Source organism: Pseudomonas iridis (assembly GCF_017980685.1).
GTDB classification, from domain to species: domain Bacteria; phylum Pseudomonadota; class Gammaproteobacteria; order Pseudomonadales; family Pseudomonadaceae; genus Aquipseudomonas; species Aquipseudomonas iridis.
In genome coordinates, this window is record NZ_JACXXO010000012.1 from 95,152 (window position 1) to 117,089 (window position 21,938).

The 21,938-nt window shown below is 59.3% G+C and carries 20 protein-coding genes; 16 read left to right on the plus strand and 4 right to left on the minus strand.

Annotation, left to right across the window (positions count from 1 at the left end; all coding sequences use genetic code 11):
* Positions 1 to 255 precede the first annotated feature (255 nt).
* The 7 genes from IEQ42_RS19405 (at position 256) to IEQ42_RS19435 (ending at position 5,918) form a co-directional block, all read left to right on the plus strand.
* Complete coding sequence (locus IEQ42_RS19405) at positions 256 to 894, plus strand: peroxiredoxin (RefSeq protein ID WP_210704722.1); 639 nt, start codon at positions 256 to 258, stop codon at positions 892 to 894.
* 284 nt (positions 895 to 1,178) lie between these two features.
* Positions 1,179 to 1,772 carry an NADPH-dependent FMN reductase gene (gene ssuE, locus IEQ42_RS19410; protein ID WP_210704724.1) on the plus strand — a complete coding sequence of 198 codons (594 nt, stop codon included), beginning with the start codon at positions 1,179 to 1,181 and terminating at the stop codon, positions 1,770 to 1,772.
* Between the two features lie 90 nt (positions 1,773 to 1,862).
* Positions 1,863 to 2,828: a sulfonate ABC transporter substrate-binding protein gene (locus tag IEQ42_RS19415; RefSeq protein WP_210704726.1), complete on the plus strand. Its 966-nt coding sequence runs from the start codon at positions 1,863 to 1,865 to the stop codon at positions 2,826 to 2,828.
* A 25-nt stretch (positions 2,829 to 2,853) separates the two neighbouring features.
* Positions 2,854 to 4,002: an FMNH2-dependent alkanesulfonate monooxygenase gene (ssuD, locus tag IEQ42_RS19420; protein WP_042561643.1), complete on the plus strand. Its 1,149-nt coding sequence runs from the start codon at positions 2,854 to 2,856 to the stop codon at positions 4,000 to 4,002.
* 8 nt (positions 4,003 to 4,010) lie between these two features.
* Complete coding sequence (gene ssuC / locus IEQ42_RS19425; RefSeq protein ID WP_210704727.1) at positions 4,011 to 4,793, plus strand: aliphatic sulfonate ABC transporter permease SsuC; 783 nt, start codon at positions 4,011 to 4,013, stop codon at positions 4,791 to 4,793.
* A complete protein-coding gene (gene ssuB, locus IEQ42_RS19430; RefSeq protein WP_210704728.1) occupies positions 4,790 to 5,596 on the plus strand; it encodes an aliphatic sulfonates ABC transporter ATP-binding protein in 807 nt (268 codons plus the stop codon). Before ssuC ends, ssuB begins: the two co-directional genes overlap by 4 nt.
* Before the next feature lie 106 nt (positions 5,597 to 5,702).
* Positions 5,703 to 5,918: a TOBE domain-containing protein gene (locus IEQ42_RS19435; RefSeq protein ID WP_003229256.1), complete on the plus strand. Its 216-nt coding sequence runs from the start codon at positions 5,703 to 5,705 to the stop codon at positions 5,916 to 5,918.
* A gap of 161 nt (positions 5,919 to 6,079) precedes the next feature.
* Here the strand turns inward: IEQ42_RS19435 and IEQ42_RS19440 are convergent, their stop codons facing one another.
* On the minus strand, positions 6,080 to 6,712 hold the full coding sequence (locus IEQ42_RS19440) for a TetR/AcrR family transcriptional regulator (RefSeq protein WP_210704729.1): 633 nt from the start codon (positions 6,710 to 6,712) through the stop codon (positions 6,080 to 6,082).
* 227 nt (positions 6,713 to 6,939) lie between these two features.
* Entirely contained in the window at positions 6,940 to 8,316 is a 1,377-nt protein-coding gene (locus IEQ42_RS19445) for a glutamine synthetase family protein (protein ID WP_210704730.1), read from the minus strand.
* A 278-nt stretch (positions 8,317 to 8,594) separates the two neighbouring features.
* On the opposite strand from IEQ42_RS19445, the gene IEQ42_RS19450 reads away from it, so the two are divergent.
* The 8 genes from IEQ42_RS19450 (at position 8,595) to IEQ42_RS19485 (ending at position 17,413) form a co-directional block, all read left to right on the plus strand.
* The gene (locus IEQ42_RS19450; RefSeq protein ID WP_210704731.1) at positions 8,595 to 8,954 is read left to right on the plus strand and encodes a glutamine amidotransferase; all 360 of its coding nucleotides are present in this window, start codon (positions 8,595 to 8,597) and stop codon (positions 8,952 to 8,954) included.
* A gap of 95 nt (positions 8,955 to 9,049) precedes the next feature.
* A complete protein-coding gene (locus IEQ42_RS19455; RefSeq protein ID WP_042561639.1) occupies positions 9,050 to 10,408 on the plus strand; it encodes a glutamine synthetase family protein in 1,359 nt (452 codons plus the stop codon).
* Positions 10,409 to 10,465: 57 nt separating this feature from the next.
* The gene (locus IEQ42_RS19460) at positions 10,466 to 11,830 is read left to right on the plus strand and encodes an aspartate aminotransferase family protein (protein ID WP_210704732.1); all 1,365 of its coding nucleotides are present in this window, start codon (positions 10,466 to 10,468) and stop codon (positions 11,828 to 11,830) included.
* A 171-nt stretch (positions 11,831 to 12,001) separates the two neighbouring features.
* Positions 12,002 to 13,114, plus strand: a complete 1,113-nt coding sequence (locus IEQ42_RS19465) for a polyamine ABC transporter substrate-binding protein (protein WP_210704737.1) — start codon at positions 12,002 to 12,004, stop codon at positions 13,112 to 13,114.
* Between the two features lie 188 nt (positions 13,115 to 13,302).
* Positions 13,303 to 14,400, plus strand: coding sequence for a polyamine ABC transporter substrate-binding protein (locus IEQ42_RS19470; RefSeq protein ID WP_210704739.1), 1,098 nt, complete (start codon positions 13,303 to 13,305; stop codon positions 14,398 to 14,400).
* A gap of 66 nt (positions 14,401 to 14,466) precedes the next feature.
* Complete coding sequence (locus IEQ42_RS19475; protein ID WP_210704741.1) at positions 14,467 to 15,609, plus strand: ABC transporter ATP-binding protein; 1,143 nt, start codon at positions 14,467 to 14,469, stop codon at positions 15,607 to 15,609.
* Positions 15,610 to 15,644: 35 nt separating this feature from the next.
* A complete protein-coding gene (locus tag IEQ42_RS19480) occupies positions 15,645 to 16,526 on the plus strand; it encodes an ABC transporter permease subunit (protein ID WP_232392849.1) in 882 nt (293 codons plus the stop codon).
* Positions 16,523 to 17,413 (plus strand): ABC transporter permease subunit, encoded by an 891-nt coding sequence (locus tag IEQ42_RS19485; protein ID WP_210704744.1) that lies wholly within the window; start codon positions 16,523 to 16,525, stop codon positions 17,411 to 17,413. The genes IEQ42_RS19480 and IEQ42_RS19485 overlap by 4 nt, the downstream gene beginning before the upstream one ends.
* 380 nt (positions 17,414 to 17,793) lie before the next feature.
* On the opposite strand, the gene IEQ42_RS19490 is transcribed toward IEQ42_RS19485, so the two are convergent.
* Positions 17,794 to 20,205 (minus strand): penicillin acylase family protein, encoded by a 2,412-nt coding sequence (locus IEQ42_RS19490; RefSeq protein WP_210704746.1) that lies wholly within the window; start codon positions 20,203 to 20,205, stop codon positions 17,794 to 17,796.
* Positions 20,206 to 20,307: 102 nt separating this feature from the next.
* On the minus strand, positions 20,308 to 20,886 hold the full coding sequence (locus IEQ42_RS19495; RefSeq protein WP_210704747.1) for a DUF6436 domain-containing protein: 579 nt from the start codon (positions 20,884 to 20,886) through the stop codon (positions 20,308 to 20,310).
* Positions 20,887 to 20,985: 99 nt separating this feature from the next.
* Between IEQ42_RS19495 and bipL the strand changes: the two genes are divergently transcribed.
* Entirely contained in the window at positions 20,986 to 21,933 is a 948-nt protein-coding gene (gene bipL, locus IEQ42_RS19500) for a phospholipase BipL (protein WP_210704748.1), read from the plus strand.
* The last annotated feature ends 5 nt before the right edge of the window (positions 21,934 to 21,938 follow it).

The window sequence follows — 21,938 nt, forward strand, 5'->3', positions numbered from 1 at the left end:
CATCGCGCCGGACGGGGCTTTTGCGTTTCCGGGTCAGGCCCACCCCCGTAAGCCTTCCCCGACATTTCCCTCTTTACAGCAACTCAAGGCCTTCTCGAACCTTACTAACGATGTTCGTCGCGATGCGGCCAGGCGTCCAGTGAACAGAAGTTTAATATTCCTAAAAAGCATACATATCTAGTTATATATTCTTTTTCATGAGTATAAAAGCCAAGCTACAGTTGAGGTCTCCACCCTCTCATCAGGAGCAGCATCATGAGCCTCAGACTCGGCGACATCGCCCCCGATTTCGAGCAAGACTCCAGCGTCGGCAAGATTCGTTTTCACGAATGGCTAGGCGATAGCTGGGGCGTGCTGTTTTCCCATCCGGCGGACTTCACCCCGGTGTGCACCACCGAGCTGGGCTTCACCGCCAAGCTCAAGGATGAATTCAGCCAGCGCGGCGTCAAGGCCATCGCGCTGTCGGTAGACCCGGTGGACTCGCACCACAGGTGGATCGAAGACATCAACGAAACCCAGAACACTATCGTCAACTTTCCGATCCTGGCCGACGCGGATCGCAAAGTCTCGGATCTGTATGACCTGATCCACCCGAACGCCAATGACACCCTGACCGTGCGTTCGCTGTTCGTGATCGATCCGAACAAGAAGATTCGCCTTACCATCACCTATCCGGCGAGCACCGGGCGCAATTTCCACGAAATTCTGCGGGTGATCGATTCGCTGCAACTCACCGACAACTACAAAGTGGCCACCCCGGCCAACTGGCAGGACGGTGACGAAGTAGTGATCGTGCCGTCGCTCAAGGATGAAGAAGAGATCAAACAGCGCTTCCCGAAAGGCTATCGCGCCGTGAAGCCGTACCTGCGTCTGACGCCACAGCCCAATCGTTAAGATCAAAAGATCGCAGCCTGCGGCAGCGCCTGCAGGGAGAAACGCATTCCAGTGTAGGAGCTGCCGAAGGCTGCGATCGTTTTGAGGCATCCACATAGCAGGGGATTTCGGGCCGTTTCAACGGCCTTTTTTTCGTCCTGAGAAAGGTAAAACGTATATCTCCAAAACGCATAAACAAATGAATAAATATGATTTATGGATATATAAATCAGCTGGTAAGGTCTCTCACATTGAAGCGAGATCGCAACCTGCGAATCGCCTGTAACGCTTAAGGAATCATCTCAATGCTGGTCGTCTCACTCGGTGGCAGTCCCAGCCTGCGCTCCCGTTCTGGAGTTCTGCTGGATCGCTCGCAGCGCTGGTTGCAGCAGCAAGGGGTGGAAGTGGTGAGTTATCAGGTACGGGATTTCCCGGCCGAAGATCTCCTCCACGCTCGTTTTGATAGCCCCAAGGTGCTCGATCTTTTACAGCAGATTGAAAATGCCGACGGCTTGCTGATCGCTACCCCGGTGTACAAGGCCTCGTTTTCTGGCGCCCTGAAGACTGTGCTCGATCTGCTGCCCGAACGTGCCTTGAACCACAAGATTGTTTTACCGATGGCCACCGGCGGCAGCATCGCCCACATGTTGGTGGTCGATTACGCCCTCAAGCCAGTGCTGTCGGCATTGAAAGCCCAGGAAATGCTCCAGGGGATTTTTGCCGAGGACAGCCAGATCGCTTATGGCGAAGGCAGTACCCAGGCGCAGTTGGCACCGGCGCTGGAACAGCGACTGCATGAAGCGCTGGATCAGTTTGTCAGTGCCATGGCCCGCCGGCCGAAACCGCTGGAGCCAGGCTTGTTGAACGAACGTTTGTTGAGTGCTCGCTGGAGCATTTGAGCCACACCGAAACTTGATGTAACTGGCCTTACTCGCCCGCTAACGGGCAAGCAGGTGCAGCCAAAACCCAACAGCAAAAAGGAGAGCGCTATGCGCACTGTATTTTTGCGTCGTGGTCTGGTCGCTCTGTTTGCTGCGGCTGTGTCCTTCGGCGCTATCACTCAAGCTCAAGCCGAAACGTTGCGAATCGGTTATCAGAAGTACGGCACCCTGGTGCTGCTCAAAGCCAAGGGCACGCTGGAAAAACGTCTCGCCGCCCAAGGCGTCGACGTGCAATGGACGGAGTTTCCCGGTGGCCCGCAACTGCTTGAAGGCCTGAACGTCGGTTCGATCGACTTCGGCGTGACGGGCGAAACGCCGCCGGTGTTCGCTCAAGCCGCAGGTGCCGATCTGCTCTATGTCGCCTACGAGCCGCCAGCGCCGAACAGCGAGGCGATCCTGGTGCCGAAAGACTCGCCGATCAAATCGGTGGCCGATCTGAAGGGCAAGAAAGTCGCACTGAACAAAGGCTCCAACGTCCACTACCTGCTGGTGCGCGCTCTGGAAGACGCCGGAATCAAATACACCGATATCCACACCGTATTCCTGCCGCCGGCCGATGCTCGTGCCGCGTTCGAGCGTGGCAGCGTTGACGCCTGGGTCATCTGGGATCCGTACCAGGCGGCCGCCGAGAAGCAGCTGCAAGCGCACACCCTGCGCGACGGCAAAGGCATCGTCGACAACCACCAGTTCTATCTCGCAACCAAACCTTACGCACAGAAAAATCCCGAGGTGATCAAGACTCTCGTCGAAGAAGTGCGCGCGGTCGGCGAGTGGTCCAAAGCCAATCCTGAAGACGTGACCCGACAGGTCGCGCCGCTGCTCGGCCTGCCGGCGGACATCACCCTGACCTCGGTCAAACGCCAGGGCTACGGTGCGCTGTTCCTGACCCCGGAAGTGATCGCCGCGCAACAGAAAATCGCTGACACGTTCTTCCAGCTCAAACTGATTCCCAAGCCTTTGAGCATCAAGGATGTTATCTGGACACCACCGTCCGCTGTGGCCAAAGCACAGTAATTCGAATTCCCAAGGAGACCACTCCATGAGCCTCAATATCTTTTGGTTCCTGCCTACCCACGGCGACGGCCATTACCTTGGCACCTCCGAAGGTGCTCGCGCTGTCGATCACGGGTATCTGCAACAGGTCGCGCAAGCAGCGGATCGCCTGGGTTTTGGCGGTGTACTGATTCCCACCGGCCGCTCTTGCGAAGACTCCTGGCTGGTGGCGGCGTCGCTGATCCCGGTGACCCAGCGTCTGAAGTTTTTGGTCGCCCTGCGCCCGGGGATCATCTCCCCGACGGTGGCGGCGCGTCAGGCCGCAACGCTGGATCGCCTGTCTGGCGGGCGGGCGCTGTTCAATTTGGTGACCGGTGGTGATCCGGAAGAATTGGCCGGTGACGGTCTGTTCCTCAGTCACGAGGAGCGCTATCAAGCCTCGGTGGAATTCACCCGCATCTGGCGCCGTGTGCTGGAAGGCGAAACCGTTGATTACGATGGTCAGCACATCAGCGTCAAAGGTGCGAAGTTGCTCTATCCGCCGATCCAGCAGCCGCGTCCGCCGCTGTACTTTGGTGGCTCCTCGGAAGCGGCGCAGGATCTGGCGGCCGAACAGGTCGAAATGGTGTTGACCTGGGGCGAGCCGCCCGCAGCGGTGGCGGAGAAAATCGAACAGGTACGCGCCAAAGCCGCCAAGCTCGGACGCACCGTGCGCTTCGGCATTCGTCTGCATGTGATCGTCCGTGAAACCAATGCTGAAGCCTGGCAGGCGGCGGATCGTCTGATCTCGCATCTTGACGATGACACCATCGCCCGTGCTCAAGCTTCGCTGGCGCGTTTCGATTCGGTCGGCCAGCAACGCATGGCCGCATTGCACGGCGGCAGTCGCGACAACCTGGAAGTCAGTCCCAACCTGTGGGCCGGCGTCGGGCTGGTGCGCGGCGGTGCCGGGACGGCGTTGGTTGGCGACGGTCCGACCGTGGCCGCTCGGGTGAAGGAATACGCGGATCTGGGCATCGATACCTTCATCTTCTCCGGTTATCCACACCTCGAAGAGTCGTACCGCGTTGCCGAATTGCTGTTCCCGCACCTTGACATCGAGCGCCCGGAACTGCCGAAAAGCGCCGGTTATGTCAGCCCGTTCGGCGAGATGGTCGCCAACGACATTCTTCCCAAAGCCGCGTCGCAGAGCTGAGGCGCGCCATGAAGAAAATCATCCACAGCCTCGCGCCTTGGGCGCTGCCGGTGTTGCTGCTGGCGGTGTGGCAGTTGTCGGTGTCGGCGGGCTGGTTGTCGACACGGATTCTGCCGGCACCGGTGACGGTGATCGAGGCCGGCGTCAGTCTGGTGCGCAGCGGTGAAATCTGGACGCACCTGGCAATCAGCGGCTGGCGCGCCGCGCTGGGCTTCACCATCGGCGGGAGCATCGGTCTGGTGTTGGGCTTCATCACCGGTCTGTCGAAGTGGGGCGAACGCTTGCTCGACAGTTCGATGCAGATGATCCGCAACGTGCCGCATCTGGCACTGATACCGCTGGTGATTCTGTGGTTTGGCATTGATGAGTCGGCGAAGATTTTTCTGGTGGCGTTGGGCACGCTATTCCCGATCTACCTCAACACCTATCACGGCATCCGCAACGTCGACCCCGCGCTGGTCGAGATGGCGCGCAGTTATGGATTGAGCGGCTTCAGCCTGTTCTGGCAGGTGATTCTGCCGGGTGCGTTGCCTTCGATTCTGGTCGGAGTGCGCTTCGCCCTGGGCTTTATGTGGCTGACGCTGATCGTCGCCGAAACCATTTCTGCCAGCTCCGGCATCGGCTATCTGGCGATGAATGCAAGGGAGTTTTTACAGACTGATGTGGTGGTGCTGGCGATTCTGCTTTACGCGGTACTCGGCAAGCTCGCCGACCTTGCGGCGCGTGGACTTGAACGTGTGTGGCTGCGCTGGCATCCGGCCTATCAGGTTGCCAAAGGAGGTGCAGCATGACCGCTCAACAACCTCCACGCCTGCTGCGCGGCATTCCGCTGGCAGTGCGCAACCTGCAAAAAACCTTCGGTGCGCGGCAAGTACTGCGCGACATCGACCTGCACATTCCGGCGGGGCAATTCGTCGCCGTGGTCGGGCGCAGCGGTTGCGGCAAGAGCACCTTGCTGCGCTTGCTCGCCGGCCTCGATCAGCCAACTGGCGGTAACTTGCTGGCAGGTGCCGCGCCGCTTGGCGATGCGCGGGAAGACACGCGTTTGATGTTTCAGGAAGCCCGTTTGTTGCCGTGGAAAAAGATCATCGACAACGTCGGTCTCGGGCTCAAAGGCAACTGGCGCCCGCAAGCGTTGGCTGCACTGGAAGCGGTCGGCCTGGCGGACCGTGCCAATGAATGGCCGGCGACCTTGTCCGGTGGTCAGAAGCAGCGTGTTGCTCTGGCCCGAGCCTTGATTCACAAGCCGCGTCTGCTGTTGCTCGACGAGCCGCTCGGCGCGCTGGATGCGCTGACCCGCATCGAGATGCAGCAACTGATCGAACGCCTTTGGCAGCAGCACGGTTTCACGGTGTTGCTGGTCACCCACGACGTCAGCGAAGCGGTCGCGATTGCCGATCGGGTGATTCTGATCGAGGACGGTGAAGTCGGTCTCGACCTGCACATCGAACTGCCGCGCCCACGTGTACGCGGTTCGCATCGGCTGGCCGCCCTGGAAACCGAAGTGCTCAACCGTGTTCTGTCCCTGCCCGGCGAACCGCTGGCGCCGGAACCCGTTGCACCCTTGCCTACGCAGTTGCGTTGGGCGCAATGAAGCAGCTGCGAGCCTCAAGCTACAAGCTACAAGTAGAAGCGCTGTGCTTTTGCTTGCCGCCTGAAGCTTGCCACTTGCCGCTTATTTCGACCTCAGGAGAAATATCATGACTATCAAAGCCATCAACGTACGCAACCAGTTCAAAGGCTCGATCAAGGAAATCGTCCTCGGCGACGTGCTGTCGGAAATCGACGTGCAGACCGCTTCCGGCATCGTCACTTCGGTCATCACCACGCGCTCGGTAAAAGAGCTGGAGCTGGTGGTCGGCAGCGAAGTGATCGCCTTTGTGAAATCCACCGAAGTCTCGATCGCCAAGTTGTAAGCCGGTGAGCGAAAAACAACCCCGGAGGGCGTGAGCCCTTCGGGGTTTTTTGTGTCTGTCTTGAAATTTGCGGCGCGGCCTTCGCGAGCAGGCTCGCTCCCACAGGAGATCGCATTCCAAATGTGGGAGCGAGCCTGCTCGCGAAGAGGCCGGTAAAGACGCTAGAGAATTCTTTTGGGCAGGTAAGGCGGCAGATACAGCCCGATGTAAGCATCAAACACCCGCATCCCTTCCTCGGCCATGCGCGGTGTGATTTGCCCATGCTGCTGCACTGAACGCGCGTAAACGCGGTCGCCCAATTCCATCGCCAGGGCAAACACATCGACATCCTCCGGCAGCCTTGGCAGTTCGAAGTGATGATCGAACAGCTTGTGCATCAGGTCGCCCAGTTCGATGTCGTGTTGACGGTCGGCCTGGGTGACTTCGGTGAGGCCGTGCTGGGCGAGGATCAACTGGCGGGCGGCGGCGTCTTCGTCGTAAATCTCCAGCATCCGCTGTTCGACCAGCCGCGACAGGTCGCGCCAGTTGCGCAAGGCTTGATGATCGATCGGCGCTTGCAGGCAGGCGCGGAATGCCGCGTGCACATCCGCTGTCAGGGCTTCAAGCAGCGCCGGGACGCTGGCGAAGAAGTGGTAAACCGAAGAGGGCGGAATCTGCGCGCGCTCGGCCACACTGTAGATCGACAGGCTGGCCACACCCTCGGCGGCCAGCAGCGTGCGCGCGGCGTCGAGTATCGAGTCGATCCGCGCCTGACTGCGGGCGCGGGGTTTACGGACGGGGGCGGGACGCGTCATGAAAGTCTCCTGCGGGGCAGCGGGCATTGTACGAGCCGGTTTGTGTGTTGTCTTGTCGGCCACCATCGCTGGCAAGCCAGCTCCCACAGTGATCTGTGTCGAACACAGAATTTGAGTACACAACAGAACCTTGTGGGAGCTGGCTTGCCAGCGATCCGCCGCAGGCGGCCATAAAAAAACGCCGCAGGCTGTGATAGCCAACGGCGTTTTTTGTAGCTGCAATCCGCTTAAACAGTATGCAGATACCAGTTGTACTCGAGGTCGGAGATGGAGTGTTCGAACTCCTCCAGCTCGCTCTCTTTACAGGCGACAAAGATATCGATGTATTTCGGATCGATGTACTTGGCCATCACCTCGCTGTCGTCCAGCTCACGCAGGGCATCGCGCAAGTTGTTCGGCAGGCTTTGCTCGTTCTGCTCGTAGCTGTTGCCTTCGACGGGCGCGCCCGGCTCGATCTTGTTGGTCAGGCCGTGATGCACGCCAGCCAGCACCGAAGCCATCAGCAGGTACGGGTTGGCGTCGGCACCGGCAACGCGGTGTTCGATCCGCACGGCATCGGCCGAACCGGTCGGTACGCGAATCGCCACGGTGCGATTGTCCAGGCCCCAGCACGGCGAGTTCGGCACGTAGAACTGTGCGCCGAAACGACGGTACGAGTTGACGTTAGGGCAGAGGAAAGCCATCTGCGCGGGCAGGGTCTCGAGCACACCGCCGATCGCGTGACGCAGCGCGGCGTTCTGCTCGGGATCCTCGCTGGCAAAAATGTTTTTGCCTTCTTTATCCAGAATCGAAATGTGCACGTGCAGACCATTGCCCGCCTGACCAGGGTAAGGCTTGGCCATGAAGGTGGTGTCCATTTCATGGTCGTAGGCGATGTTCTTGATCAGCCGCTTGAGCAGTACCGCGTAGTCGCACGCCTTGATCGGGTCGGCAACGTGGTGCAGGTTCACTTCGAACTGCGCCGGGGCACTTTCCTTGACGATGGCGTCGGCTGGAATGCCTTGCTCTTTGGCGCCTTCCAGAATGTCCTGGAGGCAATCGACGTATTCGTCGAGATCGTCGATCAGGTAAACCTGAGTCGAGTGCGGACGTTTGCCGGAAACCGGCGAGCGTGGTGGTTGCGGACGACCGTTCACGTTCTCCTGATCGATCAGGTAGAACTCGAGCTCGAACGCGGCGCAGATGGTCAGGCCCAGTTCGTCGAACTTGCGCACCACATTGGCCAGCACTTCACGCGGGTCAGCAAAGAACGGCTCGCCCTCGAGTTCGTGCATGGTCATCAACAGTTGCGCGGTAGGGCGCTTCTGCCATGGCTCGTTGCACAGGGTATCGGGGATCGGATAGCAGATACGATCGGCGTCGCCGATGTCCAGGCCCAGACCGGTGCTTTCCACCGTTGAACCATTGATATCCAGAGCAAATAGAGAGGCCGGCAGGTTGATGCCTTTCTCGTAAACCTTGTGGAGGCTGGTGCGTTCAATGCGCTTGCCGCGCACCACACCATTCATATCCGCAATCAGAAGGTCAACGTACAGAACCTCAGGATGTTCCTTAAGGAACGCGTTCGCTTCGTTGAGCTGAACGGCACGCGGGGGTACCGACATGATGCAACACCTTTGTTGTTAAAAATATCAATCATTGATCTTTTCTGGTTTCAGTCAACCCGAACGGCTTGCCGAAGTCAAGCAAGGCCTTTTTTGCCCTAAAAAAGCGCTGCGAGGGCGTTTATGGGGCATTTTCGGGTGGTTTTTTACCCTTGGAACGCTTGGCACCCGCAGGCTTGAGCAGGCCGTGTTGTATTTTTTACGGGGGTGTTGTGTAAAAAAATGAACAAGGCTAAGCTCCGATCAAACCCATAACAGCAATAATACCGGGGTGCTTCATGTCTCGCCTGTCGATAATCGGCGTCACCGACTGCTCGCAACAGTCCGGTCTGCATGCTTATCACATCAGTGGCGAATCGTCCGTGCAGAGCGCAGTCAATCAGGCTCGCAGCCTGCCGACGATGGTCTCGCGCGCAGCAGCCGTCAAAACGGCGGCGTCCGATATTCTGGACGCACGGGAAGCCATCCTCTTTATGGCGTCTCCTTCCAATATAGATCTCTTTTTCCCACAAAGCCTGTGCCGCTTTTCAAGCCGTGCTCATGATTCTGCACGTGCCGGTTGTGCACAGGAAATGCAACGCCAGCGTAAAGGGCAGGTAAGCTTCTCTTTCATTGTCTATGCGCGGTGCCAGGCGTAAGCCGGCACTGCGCGCAAGCAAACCCCCTTTAACGCGACGCACAAGCGTCAAACCTTGCCTGACATAGCGTCAGGAGACTCAGCCCAGAGGCATTTATGAGTAACAACCTCGACCAGCTCACCGATTGGTTGAAAGACCACAAGATCACAGAAGTCGAATGCATGATCGCCGACTTGACCGGTATCACCCGGGGCAAGATCTCGCCGACCAACAAGTTCATCGCCGAAAAAGGCATGCGCCTGCCAGAAAGCGTTCTGTTGCAGACCGTAACCGGCGACTACGTCGAAGACGACATCTATTACGAACTGCTCGACCCGGCCGACATCGACATGATCTGCCGCCCCGACCAGAACGCCGTATACATGGTGCCGTGGGCCATCGAGCCAACCGCCCAGGTGATTCACGACACCTACGACAAGCAAGGCAACCCGATCGAGCTGTCGCCGCGCAACGTCCTCAAGAAAGTACTCAAACTCTACGCCGACAAGGGCTGGCAGCCGATCGTGGCACCAGAGATGGAGTTTTACCTGACCAAGCGCAGTGACGACCCTGACTACCCGTTGCAGCCGCCGATCGGCCGCTCCGGGCGTCCGGAAATCGGTCGTCAGTCGTTCTCTATTGAAGCAGCGAACGAATTCGACCCGCTGTTCGAAGACGTCTACGACTGGTGCGAGTTGCAGGAACTGGATCTCGACACGCTGATCCACGAAGACGGCACCGCGCAGATGGAAATCAACTTCCGTCACGGTGACGCTCTGTCGCTGGCCGACCAGATTCTGGTGTTCAAACGCACCATGCGCGAAGCCGCGCTCAAGCACGACGTGGCCGCCACTTTCATGGCCAAGCCGATGACCGGTGAGCCGGGCAGCGCGATGCACTTGCACCAGAGCATCATCGACATCGAGACCGGCAAAAACGTCTTCTCTAATGAAGACGGGACCATGAGCCAGCTGTTCCTGCACCACATCGGTGGCCTGCAGAAACTGATCCCGGAATTGCTGCCGCTGTTCGCCCCCAACGTCAACTCGTTCCGCCGCTTCCTGCCGGATACCTCGGCCCCGGTGAACGTCGAGTGGGGCGAAGAAAACCGCACCGTGGGCCTGCGCGTCCCGGATGCCGGCCCGCAGAACCGCCGCGTGGAAAACCGTCTGCCGGGTGCCGACGCCAACCCGTACCTGGCGATTGCCGCGAGCCTGCTCTGCGGTTACATCGGCATGGTCGAGGGCCTCAACCCGAGCGCGCCGGTGGTTGGTCGTGGCTATGAACGCCGCAACCTGCGCCTGCCGCTGACCATCGAGGATGCGCTGGAGCGCATGGAAAACAGCTCGACCGTCGAGAAATACCTGGGCAAAACTTTCATCACGGGCTACGTCGCGGTCAAGCGGGCCGAGCATGAAAACTTCAAGCGCGTGATCAGTTCGTGGGAGCGTGAGTACCTGCTCTTCGCCGTCTGATACGCTGGGGCGCGGTGGTCAGCCGCCGCGCCTTCACCGATAACAAGGAGAATTGGCATGACCAGCAACAACCCGCAAACCCGTGAGTGGCAAGCGCTGAGCAGCGATCACCACTTGGCCCCGTTCAGCGATTTCAAGCAGCTGAAAGAGAAGGGCCCGCGGATCATCACCAACGCCAAGGGCGTTTACCTGTGGGACAGCGAAGGCAACAAGATTCTCGACGGCATGGCCGGTCTGTGGTGCGTGGCCATCGGTTACGGTCGCGATGAACTGGCCGATGCCGCCAGCAAACAGATGCGCGAACTGCCGTACTACAACCTGTTTTTCCAGACTGCTCACCCGCCGGCACTGGAACTGGCCAAGGCCATCTCCGAAATCGCGCCGGAAGGCATGAACCACGTGTTCTTCACCGGTTCCGGCTCTGAAGGCAACGACACTATGTTGCGCATGGTTCGCCACTACTGGGCGATAAAGGGCCAGCCGAACAAGAAAGTCATCATCAGTCGCAAGAACGGTTATCACGGTTCCACCGTGGCCGGCGCGAGCCTGGGCGGCATGACCTATATGCATGAGCAGGGCGACTTGCCGATCCCGGGCATCGTCCACATCGCCCAGCCGTACTGGTTCGCCGAAGGCGGCGACATGTCCCCGCAAGAGTTCGGGATCTGGGCGGCCAATCAGCTGGAAGAGAAAATTCTCGAAGTCGGCGTCGACAACGTCGGTGCCTTTATTGCCGAGCCGATCCAGGGCGCCGGCGGAGTGATCATTCCGCCCGACAGCTACTGGCCGCGCGTGAAGAAAATCCTCGCCAAGTACGACATCCTCTTCGTCGCGGATGAGGTGATCTGTGGTTTCGGCCGCACCGGTGAGTGGTTCGGTAGCGATTTCTACGACCTCAAGCCCGACATGATGACCATCGCCAAGGGCCTGACCTCCGGCTACATCCCGATGGGTGGCCTGATCGTGCGTGACGAAGTGGTCGCGGTGCTCAATGAAGGCGGCGATTTCAACCACGGTTTCACCTACTCCGGTCACCCGGTGGCGGCGGCAGTGGGCCTGGAAAACATCCGCATTCTGCGCGACGAAAAGATTATCGAGAACGTGCACAACGAAACGGCACCGTATTTGCAGAAACGTCTGCGGGAACTGAACGATCACCCGTTGGTGGGTGAAGTTCGCGGGGTCGGTCTGCTGGGGGCGATCGAGCTGGTACAGGACAAGGCTACCCGCAAACGTTACGAGGGCAAGGGCGTGGGCATGATCTGCCGCCAGTTCTGCTTCGACAACGGGCTGATCATGCGCGCCGTGGGCGACACCATGATCATCGCGCCGCCGCTGGTGATCAGCAAAGCGGAAATCGACGAGCTGGTTACAAAGGCACGCAAGTGTCTGGACCTGACCCTCAGTGCGTTGCAGGGCTAAGTGCTAGGCTTTGTGCGGGAAAGCCTCGGCGCTCTCGCGCAAAGCTGTCAGAAAGGCTGGTCTTTCCTTGAAAGACCGCCTCGGATCTTGCCAGACTAGCCGCGGTTCCAGTTGTCCGGGTTCGGCCGCTGAACAAAGTGGTTCAAAAAAGAAAAATTTGGAGCATTACGCATGAAGGCATTAGGCAAAAAGCTTGCTGGCAAGACACTTCTCGCTCTGTCCATCGCGGGCATGATGGCGGGTGCGGTTCAGGCGGACGACAAGGTGTTGCACGTCTACAACTGGTCCGACTACATCGCACCGGACACCGTGGCCAAGTTCGAAAAAGAGTCCGGCATCAAAGTCGTCTACGACGTGTTCGACAGCAATGAAACCCTGGAAGCCAAACTGCTGGCCGGTAAATCCGGTTACGACATCGTGGTGCCTTCCAACAACTTCCTCGCCAAGCAGATCAAGGCAGGCGTGTATCAGGAGCTGGACAAGTCCAAGCTGCCGAACTGGAAGAACCTCGACGAAGACCTGCTCAAAGCCGTTGGCGATGCCAGCGACCAGGGCAACAAACACGCGTTCCCGTACATGTGGGGCTCGATCGGCATCGGCTACAACCCGGAGAAGGTCAAGGCTGCACTGGGTATCGACAAGATCGACTCCTGGGATGTCGTGTTCAAGCCTGAAAACATGGCGAAGCTGAAAAGCTGCGGCGTGAGCTTCCTCGACGCACCGACCGAAATGATTCCGGCGGCGCTGCACTATCTGGGCAAGCCGACCAACAGCAAAGACAAGGCTGATCTGAAAGCCGCCGAAGATCTGTTCCTCAAGATTCGCCCTTCGGTCGCCTACTTCCATTCCTCCAAGTACATCTCCGACCTGGCCAACGGCAACATTTGCGTGGCCGTGGGTTACTCGGGTGACCTGGAGCAGTCGAAGTCGCGCGCCAAGGAAGCCGGTGACAAGGTCAAACTGGCCTACACCATTCCGAAAGAAGGCGCCGGCACTTTCTACGACATGGTTGCCATGCCAAAGGATGCCACCAACGTCGACGCCGCCTACAAGTTCATGAACTACCTGCTGCAGCCGGAAGTGATGGCCGAGATCACCAACGCCGTGCGTTTCCCGAACGGCAACAAGGCGGCCACACCGCTGGTGGACAAAGACATCACCAGCGATGTGAGCATCTATCCTTCGGCTGAAGTGAAGAAGCAGCTCTATGCGATCAGTGATCTGGATGCCGCCACACTGCGTCTGATCACCCGCAGCTGGACCAAAATCAAATCCGGTAAATAAACCGGTTTGAAGCCGTAACCGTTGGCCGTCGTCTGCGCGACGGCGGCCAGCGGAATAATTAAATGACAGAAAGTTTTGCTGGAACGGTTTTTCGAGGGTAAGTTGCGCGCCGGTTTTGTTGCCGGGCAGCCATGGCTGTCATGCAGCGCTGGGCAACTTGGGCCCAACTAAATTTAGAGGACCTTCACGTGCCTGTTTTTTCTTCTTTGCGCAATGCCCTGCTGGCCGCTGCCGGCCTGACGATCGCCGTCGGTGCCCAAGCCGCCGGCACGGTGCATATTTATAACTGGTCGGATTACATCGGCGAATCGACGCTGGCCGACTTTCAGAAAGAGACCGGGATCAAACCGATCTACGACGTGTTCGACTCCAACGAAACCCTGGAAGGCAAGTTGCTCGCCGGGCGTACCGGCTACGACGTGGTCGTGCCGTCGAACCACTTCCTCGGCAAGCAGATCAAGGCGGGCGCGTTCCAGAAACTCGACCGGGCGCAGCTGTCAAATTACTCGAATCTCGACCCGGCGCTGCTCAAGCGTCTGGAGCAGAACGATCCTGGCAACCTGTACGCCGTGCCGTACCTGTGGGGCACCAACGGCATCGGCTATAACGTCGATAAAGTGAAGGCTGTGCTGGGCATCGACAAGATCGATTCCTGGGGTGTGCTGTTCGAGCCGGAAAACATCAAGAAGCTGCAAAGCTGCGGCGTGGCATTCCTCGATTCGGCCGATGAAATGATGCCGACCGTGCTCAACTACATGGGGCTGGATGCCAACAGCACCAATCCCAAGGATTACAAGAAAGCCACCGACAAATTGCTCGCCGTGCGCCCCTACGTAACCTACTTCCATTCTTCGAAATACATCGGCGACCTGGCCAACGGCGACATCTGCGTGGCCATCGGTTTCTCCGGCGATATCTTCCAGGCGAAGAACCGCGCGGCAGAAGCCAAGAAGGGCGTGAACATCGCCTACACGGTGCCGAAAGAGGGCGGCGCGTTGTGGTTCGACATGTTGGCGATTCCCAAGGATTCGTCGAACGTGAAGCAGGCCCATGCTTTCATCAACTATCTGTTGAAACCTGAGGTGATCGCCCAGGTCAGTGACTCTGTCGGTTACGCCAACCCCAACCCGGGCTCGGACAAGTTGATGGATCAATCCATCCGTACCGATGAATCGGTTTATCCGCCACAGACCGTGATTGACAAGGCCTACGTGTCGACCGAGTTGCCACCGAACATTCAGCGTCTGATGACCCGCAGCTGGACCAAGGTCAAGTCGGGGATGTAAGGCACAAACTATCCTGGGTTCGTCCGCATTGGGCGAACTGCACTCTTTTTTCTGGGAGTTTCGTAAATGGCAGTTGCCTCCGGCGCCTATAAGAAAGCCCTCGAGGGCGACCAGACACCCAAACAGGTGTTGGTCAAAATCGACCGGGTCACGAAGAAGTTCGACGAGACGATTGCCGTGGACGATGTGTCCCTGGAAATCAAAAAGGGTGAGATCTTCGCCCTGCTCGGCGGTTCGGGATCGGGCAAATCCACTCTGCTGCGGATGCTGGCAGGGTTCGAACGGCCCACGGAGGGGCGCATTTTTCTCGACGGCGTCGACATCACCGACATGCCGCCGTACGAACGTCCGATCAACATGATGTTTCAGTCCTACGCCTTGTTTCCGCACATGACCGTGGCGCAGAACATCGCGTTCGGTTTGCAGCAGGACAAGATTCCCAAGGCTGAAGTCGAAGCCCGCGTGGCCGAGATGCTCAAACTGGTGCAGATGAGCCAATACGCCAAGCGCAAGCCGCATCAACTGTCTGGCGGTCAGCGTCAGCGTGTTGCTCTGGCGCGGTCGCTGGCCAAGCGGCCAAAGCTGTTGCTGCTCGACGAACCGATGGGCGCACTGGATAAAAAACTGCGTTCGCAGATGCAGCTCGAACTGGTGGAAATCATCGAGCGCGTCGGCGTGACCTGCGTGATGGTGACCCACGACCAGGAAGAGGCCATGACCATGGCCGAGCGCATCGCGATCATGCATCTGGGCTGGATCGCACAGATCGGCAGCCCGATCGACATCTACGAAACCCCGACCAGTCGTCTGGTCTGCGAATTCATCGGCAGCGTCAATATCTTCGAAGGCGAAGTGATCGACGATGCCGAGGGTCACGCGACCATCACTTGCAAGGACCTCGACCGGCAGATCTATGTGGGTCACGGCATCAGCACCTCGGTGCAGGACAAGTCGGTCACCTACGCGATTCGTCCGGAGAAACTGCTGGTCACCGCCGATCAACCGACTTGCGAATACAACTGGTCGAGCGGCAAGGTGCATGACATCGCCTACCTCGGCGGGCACTCGGTGTTCTACGTCGAACTGCCGAGCGGCAAACTTGTGCAGTCCTTTGTTGCCAACGCCGAACGCCGTGGCGCCCGTCCGACCTGGGGCGATCAGGTTTTCGTGTGGTGGGAAGACGACAGCGGTGTGGTACTTCGCTCATGAACATGCGCAAATTCAAACGGCGCATCAACCGAATAATTCCCAATGGCCGCCAGCTGGTCATCGGGGTTCCGTTCATCTGGCTGTTTCTGTTCTTCATGTTGCCGTTCTTCATCGTCCTGAAGATCAGCTTCGCCGAAGCCGACGTGGCCATTCCGCCGTACACCGAGATCTACACGTTTGCCGAGCAGAAGCTGCAACTGCTGCTGAACCTGGGCAACTACGCGCTGCTGGCGGGCGACGAGTTGTACATCGCCGCGTACCTCGGCTCGCTGAAGATGGCGCTGATCAGCACCGTTCTGTGCCTGGCGATCGGCTACCCGATGGCCTACGCGATCGCCACGGCCCGTAAGGAAATGCAAACGGTGCTGGTGCTGCTGATCATGATGCCGACCTGGACGGCAATCCTGATCCGCGTTTACGCGTGGATGGGCATCCTCAGCAACAATGGCCTGCTCAACGGATTCCTGATGAGCATCGGCCTGATCGATGAGCCGCTGCAGATCCTCAACACCAACCTCGCGGTGTATATCGGCATCGTCTACTCGTACCTGCCGTTCATGATCCTGCCGCTGTACGCCAACCTGGTGAAGCACGACAACAGTCTGCTGGAAGCGGCTTCGGACCTTGGTTCGAGCACCTTCAACAGCTTCTGGAAGATCACTATTCCGCTGTCCAAAAACGGGATTATTGCCGGCTGCATGCTGGTGTTCATTCCGGTCGTGGGCGAGTTCGTCATCCCGGAACTGCTCGGCGGTCCGGAAACGCTGATGATCGGCAAGGTGCTCTGGCAAGAGTTCTTCAACAACCGTGACTGGCCGGTAGCGTCCGCGCTGGCGGTGGTGATGCTGGCGATCCTGATTGTGCCGATCATCCTGTTCAACCGCAGTCAGGCCAAGGAAATGGAGGGTAAAGAATGAAGCGCTTCCGTTTCTCCAGCCTGATGCTGGTTGTGGGTTTGTTGTTTATCTATCTGCCGATGCTGATCCTGGTGATCTATTCGTTCAACGCCTCGAAACTGGTGACGGTGTGGGGCGGCTGGTCGATCAAGTGGTATGTCGGCCTGCTCGACAACTCGCAACTGATGGGCTCGGTACTGCGCTCGCTGGAAATCGCCTGCTACACGGCCGTGGCTGCGGTAGCACTGGGTACTTTGGCCGCATTCGTGCTGACGCGCATCACCCATTTCAAGGGCCGTACGTTGTTCGGCGGCCTGGTGACGGCGCCGTTGGTCATGCCCGAAGTGATCACCGGTCTGTCGCTGTTGCTGCTGTTCGTGGCCATGGCGCAGATGATCGGCTGGCCACAGGAACGTGGCATCGTCACCATCTGGATCGCGCACACGACGTTCTGTGCGGCTTATGTGGCGGTGGTGGTGTCGGCGCGTCTGCGTGAGCTGGACCTGTCGATTGAAGAAGCGGCGATGGACCTGGGGGCGCGGCCGTGGAAGGTGTTCTTCCTGATCACCATCCCGATGATCGCGCCATCGTTGGCAGCGGGCGGCATGATGTCGTTCGCGCTGTCGCTGGACGATTTGGTACTGGCAAGCTTCGTGTCGGGCCCGGGTTCGACGACGCTGCCGATGGAAGTGTTCTCGGCGGTACGTCTGGGCGTCAAGCCTGAGATCAACGCCGTGGCCAGCCTGATTCTGCTGGCGGTGTCGATCGTGACTTTCATGGTCTGGTTCTTCAGCCGCCGCGCCGAAGAAGCCCGCAAGAAAGCCATCCAGCAAGCCATCGAAGAAAGCGCTGCCGATTCGTGGAAGCAACCGGACGTACGTCGCGCACCGGCGCCGGGAGGGGTGTAAGCCAATCTGGATTGGCCTCAATATCAAGGCCAATCCAAATCCAATGTGGGAGCGAGCCTGCTCGCGAGGACGGAGTGTCAGTCGACTCAAATGTTGGCTGACATTTAGTCTTCGCGAGCAGGCTCGCTCCCACAGTTGTTTTGTGGTGATCTTCGGGTCCAAGGGGATTTGCGGATGCTCTCAATACAGTTCATCAGCTTGCCCCCCCCCGGCGTGGCGATCAGAGTCACCCCGGCCGGCCGTAGTGCCTGGCGTGTTACATCGACCTGAAAGACCTTATCGAATATGGATTCGGCATCGATCCTTCACGTCGATGTTTCTCCCGAATATCCCCCAATCGGTCCCCTCTCCCTCTGGGAGAGGGCTAGGGTGAGGGGCTTTTAAGGGGTTCCGCGCGCCGGCAGCAGCTTCAACGTACTGCGCGTATTCGCCGTCACCTCTTCCTCGCTGAAATGCGCCTGCACATAAATCCCCTCCACATACGCTTCAGCCTGATCGTCATAGTGACGATCAAACGGCACGCCGCTCTGCCCGACCGGGTTGATCGTCAAGCTGTGAGCAGGATCAGCGAAGTCAACCAGGCGCCGCGTAGAAGGCCCGTAAGTCACCGGCCATGGTGCCGGGCCGATCTTCGCCGAGAGGTTGTTCGGCACTTCATGGCTGCCCGGTGCGGCGAACGGCCCGACGTTGAAGATGCGATCCAGCGGCTTCTGCTGCCCCAGCGGATGCCCGTGGGTCAGCGTGTGCGCCGTGCCCCATTTCCATCCGGACGCATCGTCACCGAGGGTCAGCTTCAGGTGCTTCATGCTCGCCTGCCATGCCGTGCGCACGACATCGGCGCGAGTCTCTTTGTTCGGCGTGTTGCGGTTATCCCACCAGACTGAATCAGCACTCGCCGCCAAGCGTGGCAATGCCGAATCAATCACCCGCGTCGACAACAGCGTGTCGAAAAAGTCATTGCCCAACTCATCGCGCATCGCGGCATCGGCGAGGTCATAGAGGAACTGGTTGAACACCGTCGCGCTTACCGAATCCAGTGGATAGTCGCCTGGCCACTGCGCCAGTTGCGAGACCAGTTTCAACTGCGCCGGATCGCTCACCACCTCGCGCAGCACGGGCAGCAGAGGCGCCAGCAAACGCGGACCGTAACCGGTGGCGGTGCCCAGTTGCAGTTTCTGGTTGGCTTCGTTGGTCCACTTCACACTCTTGTCGTTGAGCTGTCGATTGAGCTGCTGGCCACGGTCGGCGAGGTTGTAGTAACCGGGAATCTCCATGCCGCTTGGCGACACGGGCTGGAAGTTGGCCGAAACGATATAGCCGCGTGCCGGGTTTTCTTCCTGCGGGTTGGCGCTGAACGGGTAGAAACCGTCCTTGTTCGCTTGATCAGTGCTGCCATCAAGGATGAAGCCCGGCTTGACCCCGGCGGGGCGCTTGGGCAGCAACGCCGAAGCCCACCAGGCGATATCGCCCTTGGCATTGGCGTAAACGAGGTTGAGCCCCGGCGCCTGCACCTTGGCCGCAGCGGCGCGGGCCTTGGCCAACGTGTCGGCGCGGTTGAGCTGGTAGAAACCGTCGAGGATCGGGTTGGGTGTTTCGAGGAATGCCCACCACATCGCGATCGGCGTTTTGCCGGCGGCGGACCCGAGCGCGTCGTTGACGATCGGGCCGTGCGGCGACTGGCGCAGGGTGATGGTCACCGGCGCCTGGCCCTTCACGGCGATCTGCTGCTCGCTGCTGACCATGTCGGTCCACTGGCCGCGATACCAGACCTGATTCGGGTTGTCCGGGTTGACCTTCTCGGCGATCAGGTCCAGATCGTCGTTCTGGAACATGGTCAGGCTCCAGCCGAAATCCAGGTTGTGCCCCAGGAACGCGAAAGGCACCAGCGCCTGATGATGGCCATAGAGTTCAAACCCCGGTGCCGACAACTGCGCTTCGTACCACACCGATGGCACCGAGAAACGGATGTGCGGATCGCCGGCCAACAATGGCTTGCCACTCTGGCTGCGGCTGCCGGCGATGACCCAAGCGTTGCTGCCCTCGAACTGCGGCAGACCGTTGTCGATCAGCGCCTGTTCACTGAGGCGGGCGAGGGCGGTGAGGTCCTGCCAGTCGCCAGCGGCGAGGGCCGGCGCGTGCCGGGTGTGATCGGTGGCGAGTACGCCTCTGGCCTGCCAGTCGAGATCGAACACATTGAGGTAATCGGCACCGAGCTGATCGCGTACGTAGGTCAGCAGCGGTTCGGTGCGAAACGCGGCAGCAAAGCTGTAGGCCATGTAGCCGGCGACACTGATGCTGTCTTCGGCGGTGAACGGCCGCTTGGGGATGCCCAGCACGTCGAACTCGACAGGCGCGGCGTGCGTGTCCTGATATTGGTTGATGCCGTCCAGATAGGCTTGCAGGCCCTTCCACGCCGGCGACTGCTTGTCGAGGCTGGCTACATAACTGGCTGCGCGTTCACGAATGCGCAAACTGCGGAACAGTTTGTCGGTGTCGAGGAGTTTTGGCCCGAGCACTTCGGCCAGTTCGCCTCGGGCGAGACGGCGCATGGCTTCCATCTGGAACAGACGATCCTGCGCGTGCACATAACCGAGGGCGCGATAGAGGTCGGTTTCGTTCTCGGCGCGGATGTGCGGCACACCGCGCTCGTCGTAGCGCACCGTTACCGAACCTTGCAGGTTGCGCAGTTCAATCTGGCCCTGGCGTGTTGGCTGTTTGCTGTAGATGTACCCGCCTGCGCCAGCGAGCAGGACAACGATGAGCAAGGCAAGAACGGTGAACACGCGTTTCATGGTGACTCCTTGTGCATGCAGAATTGCCGCCCGTCGGGCTGCAAACAATTAGCACAGACCTTCTGTGCCGTGCATCGCTGTCCTTGAAAAGTCCGGAATGCCTTATTGCGCCTGCACCGGCCAAGGGCAATAGCAGCCGACCGCCAGCGTGTGCGTGGCATTCACCGGGCGATCATCCGTTAACGCGTTCAGGATCGGTTCGATAAAGCTGTTGCTGGAGTTGCAGGTCAGGCCTTCGCTGTAGGGCCCGAAGTACGCGAGTTTGCCGCTGCGGTCCCAGATCGCTACAGCGGGACTGGCGGGAATCTGCTCGGCACCGGGCAATACCGCGATGGTTTTCAGGCTGCTCAAAGTGACGGGCAACTGGCCGTGGCTGCCGGGTCGCTGCACCGCGAAAAACTCGACGCCTCTGGCGCTGAAATGCTCGACCATCTCGGTCAGGTGCTGCTGATTGCCGACGTTGCAGGGGCAGGCCGGGTCCCAGAAATGCACCAGGCGAATCTTGCCAGGTCCGGCGAGATTATCCGGCAGGCGTAGCGGGTCGCCGGAAAAAACCGCCGTGTGCTCGCTGAACGCGCGCAAGTACCGGCCCTGAAACCAGTCGTACGCCGTCCACAACACGCCGGCACACACAAGCGCGAGCAGGCTGGCAAACAGTGTGGTGCGGTAGGACGAACGCATGTATTTCGATCCTTGAGGGGCGGCTAGCTTGCCATGCTTGCCGCGACAGATGAATATCGCAAGCCGATAAAGTCTGTTCACCGCTCTGGAATTTGCCTCATGCCCGCTACTTTCGACCCCGATCAATTACGCGCCAGCCTCAAGCCTTTGGCTGAGTGGCAGCCGTTGTCGGACGAAGCCAAGGCCTATCAATGCTTCTACAAAACCGATTTTCCCGAGCGTGATGTCTGGCGCGGCATGGGTCGTTTCGCCGTTGATGGCTACGAACTGGTCAGCCATTGCTGGTGGCCGGAGAAGGTCAAGGGCACGCTGTTTCTATTGCACGGTTTCTACGACCACACCGGGCTGTATCGGCATGTGATCGAGTGGGCGCTGGATCAGGATTTTGCGGTAATCGCCTGCGACTTGCCCGGGCATGGTCTGTCGAGCGGCACGCGGGCGAGCATCCGCGACTTCTCTGAATATCAGGACGCGCTGCAAGCCTTGTTCGTCGAAGCCAATTCGATTGCCCTGCCGCAACCCTGGCACCTGTGCGGACAAAGCACTGGCGGCGCCATCGTCGTCGACCATGTGCTCAATCATGGCGAGAACAGTCCGGCGCAGGGTCAGGTGATTTTGCTGTCGCCACTGGTACGACCGCGGGCGTGGGGCTGGTCGCAGCTGAGTTATTACCTGCTGCGGCCTTTCGTAAGGGGCATCGCGCGGCGCTTCAGCGAGAACTCCAACGACCCGGATTTCCTGCCGTTTCTACTGGCCGATCCGTTGCAGCCCAAGCGCTTGCCGACGGCATGGGTCGGGGCCTTGTCACGCTGGATCAACCGGGTGGAATTCGCCAGAAAAAGTCCGCGACGGCCGCTGATCATTCAGGGGCAGGCGGACATGACCGTGGACTGGCAGCACAATCTGCAGGTGTTGAAGTTGAAGTTCGATCGACCGCAGATCTTGCTGCTACCCGAGGCGCGGCATCATCTGGCGAATGAGGCGGCTGATATGCGTGAGGAATATTTCGAGTTTCTGAGCAAGCGGATCAGGGGCCGGAATCTCTAGCGGAT